The 13448-nt window shown below is 62.5% G+C and carries 8 protein-coding genes, 2 tRNA genes and 2 pseudogenes; 4 read left to right on the forward strand and 8 right to left on the reverse strand.

Translation table 11 applies throughout. The features are described 5' to 3' along the window. Positions 1-60: 60 nt before the first annotated feature. Positions 61-1614, forward strand: a complete 1554-nt coding sequence (locus ACHMXK_RS15495) for a fumarate hydratase (protein WP_397441441.1) — start codon at positions 61-63, stop codon at positions 1612-1614. A 189-nt stretch (positions 1615-1803) separates the two neighbouring features. Beyond that, on the forward strand, positions 1804-2652 hold the full coding sequence (gene murI / locus ACHMXK_RS15500; protein ID WP_397441442.1) for a glutamate racemase: 849 nt from the start codon (positions 1804-1806) through the stop codon (positions 2650-2652). A gap of 90 nt (positions 2653-2742) precedes the next feature. Here the strand turns inward: murI and ACHMXK_RS15505 are convergent, their stop codons facing one another. Both ACHMXK_RS15505 and ACHMXK_RS15510 read right to left on the reverse strand, forming a co-directional pair. Further along, positions 2743-3546, reverse strand: a complete 804-nt coding sequence (locus tag ACHMXK_RS15505) for a cyclase family protein (protein ID WP_397442538.1) — start codon at positions 3544-3546, stop codon at positions 2743-2745. Between the two features lie 315 nt (positions 3547-3861). Continuing rightward, a pseudogene (locus tag ACHMXK_RS15510) lies at positions 3862-4536 on the reverse strand (Bug family tripartite tricarboxylate transporter substrate binding protein); the annotation flags it as partial. A 239-nt stretch (positions 4537-4775) separates the two neighbouring features. Here ACHMXK_RS15510 and ACHMXK_RS15515 point away from each other — a divergent pair. Then, positions 4776-5432 (forward strand): TetR/AcrR family transcriptional regulator, encoded by a 657-nt coding sequence (locus ACHMXK_RS15515; protein ID WP_397441443.1) that lies wholly within the window; start codon positions 4776-4778, stop codon positions 5430-5432. Positions 5433-5614: 182 nt separating this feature from the next. Here the strand turns inward: ACHMXK_RS15515 and ACHMXK_RS15520 are convergent. From ACHMXK_RS15520 to ACHMXK_RS15530, 3 genes and pseudogenes are all read right to left on the reverse strand, one after another. Beyond that, a pseudogene (locus ACHMXK_RS15520) lies at positions 5615-7098 on the reverse strand (efflux transporter outer membrane subunit). Next, positions 7091-10270, reverse strand: coding sequence for an efflux RND transporter permease subunit (locus ACHMXK_RS15525; protein WP_397441444.1), 3180 nt, complete (start codon positions 10268-10270; stop codon positions 7091-7093). The pseudogene ACHMXK_RS15520 and the gene ACHMXK_RS15525 overlap by 8 nt, the downstream one beginning before the upstream one ends. A 12-nt stretch (positions 10271-10282) precedes the next feature. After that, positions 10283-11569, reverse strand: a complete 1287-nt coding sequence (locus ACHMXK_RS15530; RefSeq protein ID WP_397442540.1) for an efflux RND transporter periplasmic adaptor subunit — start codon at positions 11567-11569, stop codon at positions 10283-10285. Positions 11570-11741: 172 nt separating this feature from the next. Between ACHMXK_RS15530 and ACHMXK_RS15535 the strand changes: the two genes are divergently transcribed. Then, positions 11742-12371 (forward strand): TetR family transcriptional regulator, encoded by a 630-nt coding sequence (locus ACHMXK_RS15535; protein WP_397441445.1) that lies wholly within the window; start codon positions 11742-11744, stop codon positions 12369-12371. Between the two features lie 45 nt (positions 12372-12416). On the opposite strand, the gene ACHMXK_RS15540 is transcribed toward ACHMXK_RS15535, so the two are convergent. The 3 genes from ACHMXK_RS15540 to ACHMXK_RS15550 all read right to left on the reverse strand — a co-directional run bounded on the left by ACHMXK_RS15540 (position 12417) and on the right by ACHMXK_RS15550 (position 13411). Then, positions 12417-13055, reverse strand: a complete 639-nt coding sequence (locus tag ACHMXK_RS15540) for a DUF6806 family protein (RefSeq protein ID WP_397441446.1) — start codon at positions 13053-13055, stop codon at positions 12417-12419. A gap of 109 nt (positions 13056-13164) precedes the next feature. Beyond that, a tRNA-Leu gene (locus ACHMXK_RS15545) sits at positions 13165-13256 on the reverse strand. Between the two features lie 81 nt (positions 13257-13337). Continuing rightward, a tRNA-Cys gene (locus tag ACHMXK_RS15550) sits at positions 13338-13411 on the reverse strand. Positions 13412-13448 lie beyond the last annotated feature (37 nt).

Raw genomic sequence — 13448 nt, forward strand, 5'->3', positions numbered from 1 at the left:
CATAGCCGTAAATAAAAGCAATTCCCATTGAGTGGGACTTGCACCACCTCACGAAAAGCCATGACCACGACCATCAAACAAGCCGACCTCATCGAATCCGTTGCCGCCGCCCTGCAATACATCAGCTACTACCACCCGGCCGACTACATCGCCCACCTGGCGCGCGCCTACGAGCGCGAACAAAGCCCGGCGGCAAAAGACGCGATTGCGCAAATCCTGACCAACAGCAAGATGAGCGCCACCGGCCAGCGGCCTATCTGCCAGGACACCGGCATCGTCAACGTGTTTCTGAAAGTCGGCATGGATGTGCGCTGGGAAGGTTTCAGCGGCAGCATCGACGACGCCATCAACGAAGGCGTGCGCCAGGGCTACAACCACCCCGACAACACGCTGCGCGCCTCGGTTGTGGCCGACCCGCAATTCGACCGCAAAAACACCAAGGACAACACGCCGGCCGTGATCTTCACGGAAATCGTGCCGGGTAACAAGGTCGACATCACCGTGGCGGCCAAAGGCGGCGGCAGCGAAAACAAAAGCAAGATGGCCATGCTCAACCCCGGCGACTCCATCGTCGACTGGGTGCTGAAAACCGTACCGACCATGGGCGCCGGCTGGTGCCCGCCCGGCATGCTGGGCATAGGCATAGGCGGCACGGCCGAAAAATCCGTGCTGATGGCCAAGGAAAGCCTGATGGACGACCTGGACATGTACGAGCTGCAGGCCAAGGCGGCCTCCGGCGCGGCACTGAGCAAGGTCGAGGCCCTGCGCCTGGAACTGTTTGAAAAAGTCAACGCACTCGGCATAGGCGCGCAAGGCCTGGGCGGCCTGACCACCGTGCTCGACGTCAAGATCAAGATGTACCCCACGCACGCGGCGAGCAAGCCGGTCGCCATGATCCCCAACTGCGCGGCCACGCGCCACGCGCACTTCGTGATGGACGGCAGCGGCCCGGTCTACCTGACGCCGCCCTCGTTGGACACCTGGCCCGACGTCAACTGGACGCCGGATTACGTCAAGAGCCAAAAGGTCAACCTCAACACCTTGACCAAAGAAGAAGTCGCGAGCTGGAAACCCGGCCAGACCCTGCTGCTCAACGGCAAGATGTTGACCGGCCGCGATGCCGCGCACAAACGCATTGCCGACATGCTGGCCAAGGGCGAGAAACTGCCGGTCGACTTCACCAACCGCGTGATTTATTACGTGGGCCCGGTCGATCCGGTCAAGGGCGAAGCGGTGGGCCCGGCCGGCCCGACCACCGCCACCCGCATGGACGGTTTCACCGAAATGATGCTGGCCCAAACCGGCTTGATCTCCATGGTCGGCAAGGCCGAACGCGGCCCGGTCGCGATTGAAGCCATCAAGAAACACCAGAGCGCCTACCTGATGGCGGTGGGCGGCGCGGCTTACCTCGTGTCCAAGGCCATCAAACATGCCGAAGTCGTGGGTTTTGCCGACCTCGGCATGGAAGCCATTTACGAATTCGACGTGGTCGACATGCCGGTCACCGTGGCGGTCGATTCGGGCGGCACCAGCGCCCACATCACCGGCCCGGCCGAGTGGCAGAAGAAGATCGCCACCGGCGAGTTCAAGGGCATTGCGGTTGCTGCAGCCTGACCCTGCAATGCCACAGGCCCCTTCCCTAGCAAGCAGGGGCCGCGGAACCGGCTTAGCCGGGCCGCAGGCGCAGCGGCCCCCTAGGGGCTGGAGCCTGCGGCTCCAAGGCTGCTTGAGCAGCTTTGGACAGGCAACAGAGGCGAAGCGTCTCGCGAGCCGCGGCCTGCAAGGCCTCGGGAGCTACACGCAGTGAGCGACCGTGGGGGCCAAATCGGCGTTTTCGACAGCGGCATAGGCGGCCTCAGCGTTCTGAAAGCGCTGCGCAGCGAGCTGCCGCACGACAACTTCATCTACATCGCCGACAGCGGCCACGCGCCTTATGGTGAGCGGGACCATACCCATGTCTTGGCCCGCTCGCGCGCCCTCACCGCTCACCTGGTTGCGCAAAACATCCAGGCGCTGGTGATTGCCTGCAACACCGCCACGGCGGCGGCCATCGACCAGTTGCGTGCCGAACATCCTGGCCTCCCCATCATCGGCGTGGAGCCGGCGCTCAAGCCGGCAGCGTCTATCAGCCAGACCCGGCGCATAGGCGTGATGGCCACACGCAGCACCCTGGCCAGCACCCGCTTCAAGCGCCTGCTGGACACGCTGGCTCACCAGTCCGACCCCGCCGAGTTTGTGCTGCAGCCTTGCGACGGCCTGGCCGATGCGATCGAACACAGTCTGCTTCATGCGGACGATGCGCAAAACGCTACTGAAATAATAGCTGCTTGCGCCCATCACACGGGGGCCATGGGCCAGTTTGGCTTAAAGCCTGGGGACATCGACACGCTGGTGCTGGGCTGCACGCATTACCCGTTTGCCGGCGCAGCCTTGCGTACGCTGCTGGGGCCGGATGTGGTGTTGATAGACACCGGTGCGCCTGTGGCGCGCCAGACCCGTTTGCGGCTGGAAGCTGCCGCGCTACCGCCCGATGTTGTGGCCACGGGCACAGGCCAGGTCCAACTGTTCAGCACCGGCCAGACCGCCACCCTGCAGGCCGCAGCGCAGCGCTGGCTGCAACTGGACATCTCCGTTCAGTCGCTTCACTTTTGATAGCAAATTACGCCCGCCATCCAAGGGCTACAGGCACTTTTCATCCATAAAAGCCGGCGAGACGGGTTCAGCACCCGCCCCGCCCACGCGTCAAGGCAGCAAGCCCGGTGGCGCATCCAGAATCGCCACCGCACGGGTCCAGCCGGCGGAGGCCGCGCGCACTTTCACCGGAAAACAACTGATGATGAAGCCGTGCGGCGGCAAGGCTTCCAGGTTGTGTAATTTCTCCAGGTGGCAATAACCGATGTCGCGCCCGGCCTTGTGCCCTTCCCAGATCAGGCTGTTGTCACCGGTTTGCGCGACTTTTTCTTTCGTGTAAAGAAAAGGCGCGTCCCAACTCCAGGCGTCGGTGCCGGTCAGGCGCACACCCCGCTCCAGCAGGTACAAGGTGGACTCGCGGCCCATGCCGCAACCGGCGTTGATGTAGTCGGCATGGCCGTAACGCTCGCCCGCCCGGGTGTTGACCACCACGATGTCATTCGGCGCCAGCGTGTGGTTGATGCGTTTCAGCTCGGCCTCCACATCGGCGGCGGTGGTCACATAACCGTCGGGGAAATGCCGGAAGTCCAGCTTCACGCCGCGCGCAAAACACCATTCCAGCGGCACCTCGTCGATGGTCCAGGCGCGCTCGGGCTGGCCACTCGCGTGGTTCATGGTGGGATGGAAGTGGTAAGGCGCGTCCAGGTGTGTGCCGTTGTGGGTGGTCAGGGTCACACGTTCGACCGCCCAGCCGGCTGCATCCGGCAGGTCTTCCGCCTTGAGTTGTGGAAAAAAGCTCTGGATACGCGGAATGGTTTCCTGGTGGCCCAGGTATTCAATCCGCGGGCGGGCGATGTCCGGGTCGCTCTGGACGTCGTTTTCCAGAGGCATGGAGATGTCGATGAAACGGCTCATAAATAAATCGCCTGTCCTCAGTTTTTCTCGATGTTCAGGCCAGGCACCAGCTCGGCGTGAACCTTGTAAGTGGCCTGAATCCGCGCCTTGAATTGTTTGGCCGACAGATACTGCGGCGTCTGCAGCAAGCCGCTGATGCCTTGTGCAAACGAGGGTGAAGCCACGACTTTCTTGCAGATCGCTTCCAGCTCGGCCAACACCGGTTTGGGTGTGCCCGCAGGCGCATACACGCCGTTCAGGCCGGGGCTGATGGCCGGGAAACCGAATTGCGTGACGATGGGTGCGTCCGGCATGGCCGGGTGTTTTTTTGTCCGACAAGACGGCCAGCACACGCAGGTTTTTACCGGCCAGCGAAGAAATGGCGGGCACCGCAAAATCAATCGAGCCCCCCATCACATCGGTCAGCACCGGGCCGTCACCACGGTAGGGAATGCCGTTGAACTTGATGCCGCTGCTTTTTTCGATGGCGGCGATGGACAAGTGCGGCACCGACGCCGGTCCGGCATGGCCGTAAGAAATGGCACCCGGCTTGCTTTTGGCCAGGGCGATCAACTCGGGCAGGGATTTGATCGGCGAGCTGTCCTTGACCGCCACCGCAAACACGTTTTCAAACACCTGGCAGACCGGCTCGATCTGGTCGTTGCTGAAGGGCATCTTGGCGTTCACAAACGGCGAGTTGGTCATGGGTGACGCCGGTGCAAAACCAACGGTGTAACCATCCGGCTTGGCCCTGGCCATGGCGGTGAACCCAACCACGCCCCCGGCGCCTTCCTTGTTCAGCACCGCCCATTGCTGATTCGTGACCTTGGACGCTTCGGCGGCATACACGCGGGCAATGGCGCTGACACCGCCGCCGGCAGCGTAAGGCGTGATCAGTTCCACCACGCGGGAGGGAAAGGCCTCCTGGGCGCCGGCCGGCAACACCAGGCCCATGGCGGCAGCAGCAGCGAAGGCGGCCCAGGGACGTGGGTACAAGAACGAAGAGGTCATGAAAGCTCCTGTCAAAAAGTAAAGGAATCAGTGGGCGGGGTAGCCAGGTCCGGTGCAATTGCCAAAACCCCATCGGCACCTGGCCGGGCTTGCTCAAAAGTAGGTCAATCGTACAGTTTATAGGTCAACTGTACAAGATTTCCTATCAACCACGCACTCCGCTCGGGTAAGTTAACGGTAAAATTTGGATCAGCATTAGGTCAGTTGAACAGTAAAAAAAGTATTGCCAGGAGAACCCCATGACCAAGGCCGATGTGCCGACCCGGCTGCTGGACGCGGCCGAGGCCTTGTTCGCGGAACGCGGCTACCACGGCGTCTCCATGCGGCAAATCGCCGACGGCGCGGGCGTGTCCGTGTCTCTGGCGCAGTACCACTTCAAGGCCAAGGAGTTGTTGTTTGGCGCGGTGATGGAGCGCCGCATCATGGCCATCAACCACAAGCGCCTGATGCGTCTGGACGAGGTGGAGCAACGCTCGGCCGCCACCGGCAAGATTGAACTCGAAGATGTGTTGCGCGCCTTTCTGGAGCCCACCGTGCTGCTGTCCCGGGACAAGGCCTCGGGCGGCGTCCACTACGCGCAGCTGATCTCGCAGGTCACGAACGACCCGCAACCGCACGCGCGCAACGTGTCACGCACCCTGACCGACCCGATCGCGCGCCAGACCATGCGGGTCTTGCGCCTGGCCTTGCCCGAGCTGGACCAGGCCACCCTGGCCTGGTGTTATCTGTTTTCCGTGGGGGCGATGATTTCCGCAATTTCGCCCACCGGGCGCATACGCCTGCTTTCGAACGGGGAAGCCGACCCCGACGATGTGACACAAATCCTGGAGCTGCTGGTCCCTTTTCTCTCGGGAGGTTTTGCCCAGATCGCGGCCTTGCGCAAGCCCGCTGAATAGGCACCGGCGAATGAGACGGGGCCGGGTCTGGCCCGACCTGCTGCGGCGGGGCAAAACGCTACCAATTTAATAGCTTCTTGCGCCCGTCCACCCTGGGCTAGAACCCTGAAATGCTTATAAAAACGAAAAAACGCGGCAGCGCCATCCCGTGGATGGACACTGTCGCGTTGTTTTGGTTTGGCTCAGGGCGTGGTGCTGGGTGTTGCCGTGCTGGCGACGGCAGGCGCGGGCTCTTTCCAGCCACCACCCAGGGTCTTGTATAAGGTGACCTGGTTTTGCAACTGCTGCAGCCGGGTTTGCACCACCGCTTGTTGCGCGGCGAACAAGGAGCGCTGCGCATCCAGCAAGTCCAACTGGCTGGCGATGCCGTTTTGGTAACGCAGGTCCGACAGCTTGAAGCGTGCGGCCTCGGCCGTCGCCTGTGCCCGTTGTGCACGCAACTGCTCGCCCAGGGTCGCGCGGCCGGCCAGGGCATCGGCGACTTCGCGGAAAGCGGTTTGAATCGCCTTTTCATACTGCGCCACGGCAATGTCGCGATCGGCCTTGGCCGAGTCCAGCCCGGCCCGGCTGCGGCCCGCGTCGAACAGCGGCAAAAACAGCTGGGGCGCCAGCGTCCAGCCATAGGTGCCGCTTTTGAACAGCCCGGACAGGTGGTTGCTGGCACTGCCGGCGGAGGCCGTCAGGGAAATCTTCGGAAAAAACGCGGCACGTGCGGCGCCGATGTTGGCATTGGCGGCCAGCAACTGCTGCTCGGCCTGACGGATGTCCGGGCGTCGGGTCAACAGATCCGAGGGCAGACCGGCCGGCACGTCAACCATCACCGCCGCATCGGCCAGGCCCTGCCCCGTCGGCAGAGCCACGGCCAGGTCGTCGGTCAAAGGCTGGCCCAGCAACAGGGTCAGCAGGTTTTCATCCTGCGCGCGCTGCCTTTGCAACTGCGCCAGGCTGATACGTGCAGCTTCCGTCAGGGACTCGGCCTGGCGCAGGTCCAGCTCGGAGCTGACGCCGTTGTCAAAACGCAGTTGGCTGAGCTTGAACGACTCTTCACGTGTGACCAGGGTCTGCTGCGTGATGGCCAGCAACTCGTCGTCGGCCAGCAGGCTGAGGTAGGTGTTGGCCACGGAGGCAATCAGGCCGATCTGCGTGGTCTTGCGGCCTTCTTCGGTCGCCAGGTACTGCGACAGCGCGGCGTCTTTCAGGCTGGCCACCCGGCCAAAAAGTCCAGTTCGTAAGACGTTGTCGCCAGGCCGGCGGTGTACACGCTGGTGGTCCCGCCTGTGCCGTTGGGCTGGCGCATCCCTGTGGCGCCCACCCCCACCGTGGGGAACTGGTCGGCGCGCCGGATCTGGAACTGGGCTCTGGCCTGCTCGATGTTGAGCACGGCCACACGCAGGTCGCGGTTGTTTTTCAGTGCCGCCTCAATCAGCTGCCGCAACTTGGGATCGCTGAAAAAACTCTGCCACTCGATCTCGGCCGCCGCCGTCGCGCCCTGCACCGCCGTCGACGCGGCGGGCGCCGCAGCCGTCAGGCCGCGGGACAGGCGCAGGCTGGGCCAGTCGGTGGACACCGGCGCGTCCGGCCGTTCGTATTTGGGCGCCATCGAACAACCTGCCAGCAGCGCGACCGCGCTTACCGACAGGAATTGCGCCAATCGGGTCTTAGTCATGGGTTTTACCTTCATGTCCTTCTTCTCCGTCGAAACCGGCCGCCCTGGCATGCTCGGCATAGATCTTTCTCTGACGCGCACTGCCCTTGAACAGGGTACGCACCACCACAAAAAACACTGGTACAAAAATCACTGCGAGCGCAGTTCCGGTGATCATGCCGCCGATCACGCCGGTGCCGATGGCACGCTGGCTGGCCGAGCCGGCGCCAGAGGCCAGTGCCAGCGGCAACACACCCATCATGAAGGCCAGCGAGGTCATGATGATGGGACGGAAACGCAGATGTGCGGCGGTCAGTGCCGCTTCGATCGCACTCTTGCCTTGTGACTCCAGATCCTTGGCGAACTCGATGATCAGGATCGCGTTTTTCGCCGACAAACCGATGATGGTGATCAGCCCGACCTGGAAATACACGTCGTTCGAGTAGTCCCGCAACAAGGTCGCCAGCAGCACGCCCAGCACACCCAGCGGCACCACCATGATCACGGACAGCGGAATGGTCCAGCTTTCATACAAGGCGGCCAGGCACAGGAACACGGCCAGGATGGCAAAGCCATACAGAATCAGCGCCTGCGAACCGGCGAGTTTTTCCTCACGCGACTGGCCGGTCCACTCGAAACCGAAACCAGACGGAAGCTTCTTCGCCAGATTTTCCATCTCGGTCATCGCCGCGCCCGAGCTGTAACCGTGAGCGGCTGAGCCGGAAATACGCATCGCGGGATAACCGTTGTAACGCACGGTCTGCTGCGCGCCCGTCACCCAGCGCGTGCTGGCAAAAGCCGACAGCGGCACCGCCTGGCCCTGGCTGTTGCTCGCATTGAGCTTCAGCAGGTCGTCGGGCTGCATACGCGCCGGCGCATCGGCCTGCACCACCACACGCTGCAGACGTCCCTGATTCGGGAAGTCATTCACATAGCTGGAACCGAGCGCCGTCGACAAGGTGCTGTTGATAGCATCAAAAGACACACCCAGCGCATTGGCCTTGTCTCTATCGATGTCGATCTGCAATTGCGGTCCGTCTTCCAGGCCGTCCGGACGCACCTGCGCCAGCACCGGGCTTTTGGCGGCCATGCCCAGCAACTGGTTGCGCGCATTGACCAGCGCCTGATGACCGGCGCCACCACGGTCCTGCAAGCGGAAAGTGAAACCGCTGGCCGAACCGAGCTCGGGAATCGGTGGTGGGCTGAGCGGGTAGATGAAGGCATCACGAATCCCGGAAAGCGCCCCAAATGCCCGGCCCGCCAGTGCGTCGGCGGATTGTCCCGGGCCTTTGCGCTCGGACCAGTCTTTCAGCGTCACAAAAGCCAGGGCCGCATTCTGGCCTTGGCCCGAGAAGCTGAAACCCACCACGCTGACCATGCTTTGGACTTCAGGCTGCTTGAGGAGGTAACCCTCGACCTTTTCCATCACCGACACCGTGCGTTCCTGCGTCGCACCCGGCGGCAGTTGCACGTTGACCAAAATATTGCCCTGGTCTTCGCCCGGCAGGAAAGAGGTCGGCAAGCGCATATAAACCACGGCCACCGCACCGATGATGGCGACGTAGATCACGAGGTAACGCGCAGCACGTTTCAGGACGCGTGCAACAACACCCTCATAACCCTTGGCGGTTCGCGAAAAACCACGGTTGAACCAGCCGAAAAAGCCCGTCTTTTCGTGGTGATGCCCGGCTTCCACCGGCTTGAGCAAGGTGGCGCACAAGGCCGGTGTCAGCGACAGCGCCAGGAAGGCCGAGAAGCCGATGGCCACGACCATCACCGCCGAGAACTGGCGGTAGATGTTGCCGGTCGAGCCGGTAAAAAACGCCAGCGGTACAAACACCGAGATCAGCACCACGGTCACGCCGATGATGGCGCCCGAGATCTGTTTCATGGCCTTGCGGGTGGCTTCGAGCGGGGGCAAGCCCTCCTCGCTCATGATGCGCTCGACGTTTTCCACCACCACGATCGCATCATCCACCACGATGCCGATCACCAGCACCATGCCGAACATCGTCAACACGTTGATCGAAAAGCCCAGGGCCAGCAAGGCCCCGAAAGTACCCAGCAGCGCAATCGGCACCACGATGGTTGGAATCACCGTGTAGCGCCAGTTCTGCAGGAACAGGAACATCACCAGGAACACCAGCGCCACCGCTTCAAACAGAGTCTCGGCCACCTGCGTGATCGAAATTTTCACGAAACGCGAGCTGTCGTAAGGAATGCTCCATTTCACGCCTTCGGGGAAATAACGCTCCAGCTCGGCCATGCGCGCGCGAACCGCCTTGGCCGAAGCCAGCGCATTGCCGCTGGGCGACAGCTGGACGCCGATACCCACGGCCGGTTGGCCGTTGAGTCGCGCCGCCGTTGCATAGGTCTGACCGCCGAGTTCGATACGCGCCACGTCCTTGAGCCGCACGGTCGAGCCGTCGGTATTGGCACGCAAGATGATGTTGCCGAACTGCTTGACGTCGGCCAACTGGCCGTTGACCACCACCGTGGCGGCAATCCCCTGACCCGTGATGTTGGGCAAGTCACCAATCGTGCCCGAGGCCACCTGCGCATTTTGCGCACGGATGGCGGCGGTCACCTCCGCCGACGACAGCTTGAAGCCGGCCAGCTTGGCCGGGTCTATCCAGATCCGCATGGCACGCTCGGAACCGAACAACTGGGCCTGGCCGATACCAGGCAGGCGCTGCAGTTCAGGCACGATGTTGCGCGAAGCGTAGTCGCCCAGCGCCACGGGATCGATGGCCGGATTGTCCGAGGACAACATGGTGAACAGCAGGAAGTTCGAGCGCGACTTGTCAACGCGCACACCCTGCTGCGTCACGGCCTGCGGCAAACGCGGCGTGGCGCGCGACAGGCGGTTCTGCACGTCCACCTGCGCCAGATCAGCGTTGGTGCCGGGCTCAAAACTGATGGTGATGGAGCCGGTGCCGTCCGCCTGGGCCACCGATTCCATGTAAATCAGACCGGGGGAGCCGTTCATCTCGCGCTCGATCACGGACAAGACGCTGTCCTCCAGCGTCTGGGCCGAGGCGCCGGGATAGGCGGTGTTGATGATGATGGCCGGCGGGGCCACCGGCGGGTACTGGGAGATGGGCAACTGCGTGATCGCCACACTGCCCATCACGATGATGAACAGCGCGATCACCCAGGCAAAAATCGGCCTATCGATAAAAAACTTGGCCATGCCTTGCGCTCCTTATTTCGCGGCCGCGGAAGCGGCGGGCTCTGTGGCTTTGGCAGCCGATGGCGCGGAAGCTGTCGCTGCAGGTGCGGCGGCAGCCGGCGTGGCGCCCGGGGCTTGCCAGGCCACGGGCTTGACCGTAGCGCCAGGCTGCAATTTCTGGAAGCCGTCCACCATGACTTTGTCGCCGTCTTTCAGGCCATCCAGCACCACCCACTGGTTGCCTTTGGCGGAGCTGATCTTGATCGTGCGCGGGCTGACCTTGCCGTCCGCGCCTACCACCATCACGGTGTCACCCTGCGACGTGCGTGTCACCGCTTGCTGCGGCACGGTGAAAGCCATGGCCTGCGCCTGCTCCAGACGCACACGCACGTACAGACCTGGCAGCAACTCGCCCTTAGGGTTGGGCACCTCGGCGCGCAAGGTGATCTGGCCGGTGGTGGGATCAACGGTCAGGTCAGAAAACAGCAGGCGGCCGGGCGTGGCATATTCGCTGCCATCTTCCAGCATGATGCGCACGCTGGCCGCCTGGGGGCCTTCGGCGCGTTTCAACTGGCCGTTGGCCAGGGCGTTGCGCAACGCCATCACCTCGGTCGCCGACTGCGTGAAGTTGACGTACATCGGGTTGATCTGCTGGATCACGGCCAGCTGGGTGGCGTCACCCTGCCCGACCAAAGCACCTTCGGTGACCAGCGCACGGCCGATACGGCCTGAGATGGGTGCGGTCACATGGGCATAGTCGAGGTTGATGGTGGCGGTTTGCACGCTGGCCTTGGCCACGGCCACATCGGCCTCGGCCTGCTTTTGCGCCGCCACCGCGCTGGCATATTCCTGCTTGCTCACGGCGTTGGCGGCGACCAACGGCTTGTAACGCTCGGCCAGCGCCGCTGCTTGAGCCAGATTGGCTTCGGCACGCACCTGGCTGGCCTTGGCACTGGCGACCTGGGCCGCATAAGGCGCGGAATCGATCGTGAACAAGGGCTGCCCGGCCTTGACATCACTGCCTTCCTTGAACAGCCTCTTTTGCAAAATGCCCGCGGCGCGTGCCCTCACCTGCGCCACGCGAGAGGCTTCCAGCCGACCCGGCAGTTCCGTGACCAGGCCCACATCCTTCTGGCTGACCGTCACCACGCCGACTTCGGCCGGCGGCGGCGCACCGCCGGCGCCTGGCCCATGGCCATCACCGCTTTTGCCGCAACCCGCCATCAGGACGGTCAACACCGCTACAGCCAGGAGATGCTGGCGCTTGAAGTTTTTGGGCTGGGATGGAGCGGGTAAAGAGGGCTGGATCGGGCTCGACATAGGCATGCTGCTTCCTTGAAGAATGGCTGGGCAGGAGGAAAAAGAGGAAGGCTGGAAAAGCTGTTTGAAAAAAAGCTTGGCCAAAACCCCGGTTTTCTGTGAACATCGGATTTTACATACATTTGTGAATGTATATTTAGACCCTCACAAAATTAGATCACAGGACCCCACCTTGGCTCGTAGGACAAAAGAAGATGCGCTGGCCACCCGCCACAGCCTGCTGGACGCGGCCGAACTGCTGTTTCAGGCCCAGGGCGTCTCTCGCACCTCGCTCAATGACATTGCCAAACAGGCCGGCACCAGCCGGGGCGCCATTTATTGGCACTTCAAGGACAAGGCCGATCTGTTCAACGCCATGATGGAACGGGTCACCCTGCCCCTGGAGCAATCTTTTGACAACGTGATGCGGGACGAACAAACCGACCCGCTGGCGCGTATCTGCGATGGCATACGCAAAGCACTGGTTCACATCGCCACCGACCCGCACACGCGCCGGGTGTTTGAAGTCGCCACCCACAAGGTCGAGTACGTGGACGAGCTGCAGGCGGTGCGTTTGCGCCACCTGACGGTGCGCCATGAGTTTTTGCAACAGGTCGAGAGCGGATTGCTTGACGCCGCCGAACGTCAGGCCTTGACACTGACGGCGCCCGCTTCCACGGTCGCGCAAGGACTGCACGCCATCCTTGACGGCCTGATCCAGAACTGGCTGCTGGACAGCACAGCCTTCGACTTGGCCGCCGTCGGCCAGGACGTGGTGGATATTTATCTGGCAGGATTGGGCTTCAAGCCCGAAAAGAAATAAGGCGCCAGCCAGGCCAGAGACGGCCCGGCAACGCCGCAGAAGCGCTTAGTGCAGGTGCCGCGGCTTGCGCCCGCCGCCACCGTGGCCGGAGCCGCCCTGTGGCCCGCCCATGCCGCGCGGCGGCCGGCCCAGCTGCATGGAGTTGACCAGCGTTTCAAAACGCCGCTCAAACAATTTATCCACAGCCGAGACCACGTCACCCAGTTCGGCGGCGTCGAAATGACGCTCCATCAGCCCGATCATGTCCTGCACCAGCAGATCACGCTGAACCTGCATGATGGCTGCAGGCGTCGGACCCACAAAATACATCACGAAGTCGTCCCTGGCCTCGGCGCCATCGCGCTCTTCATCCTCGTCAAAGTCTGCATCGTAAAACGTGACTTCGATCGGTGCGCCGCTGAGTGCCAACTCGTTCAGAGCCATGCAAACCTCATCGAGCACTTGCCGGAAATCCTCGTCGCCGGGAACGGTCCAGCACAGCTGCAGCAGATGCTGCTGTGCATCGAAACGTATGCCGGGCTCCTCCTCGTACACGCTGGCGGCGCCGCCGGCCAATGACTTGGCACCCGCATAGGTCCACAGCGGCTTCAGTGCCTCCTGCAACTGCTCGAAGCCAACATCATCGCGCAGCAGCACTTCGCCGTGGACGTGAATTTCAAAGGGAGGGGTGTTGTAGCGGGCCATGGAATCTATCTTAACCAGTTGCAGCCTGAAATGAGCGCTGCCACGGCGTGGCCATGGCATTGCGGGCGGGTGGGTTGGGGGTTCTTCGACACATCAGAAAACGGCCGTTTGGTGCCCGGGACCGGAATCGAACCGGTACGCCCCGATTAAGGAAGCGGCGGATTTTAAGTCCGATGTGTCTACCAATTTCACCACCCGGGCAGGGCACCTATTGTGAAACAAAAAAGCCTCGCCAAATCGACTGACGAGGCCTTGATGACCAACAAAATCAAACGCAAATTCTGGAGGCGCGGGGCGGAGTCGAACCGCCCTGGATGGATTTGCAATCCACTGCATAACCGCTTTGCTACCGCGCCTTGTTATGACTAATTATTCTCTGCATCTGCCACAACG

This window comes from Polaromonas sp. UC242_47 (genome assembly GCF_044452385.1).
Classification (GTDB): Bacteria; Pseudomonadota; Gammaproteobacteria; order Burkholderiales; family Burkholderiaceae_C; genus Polaromonas.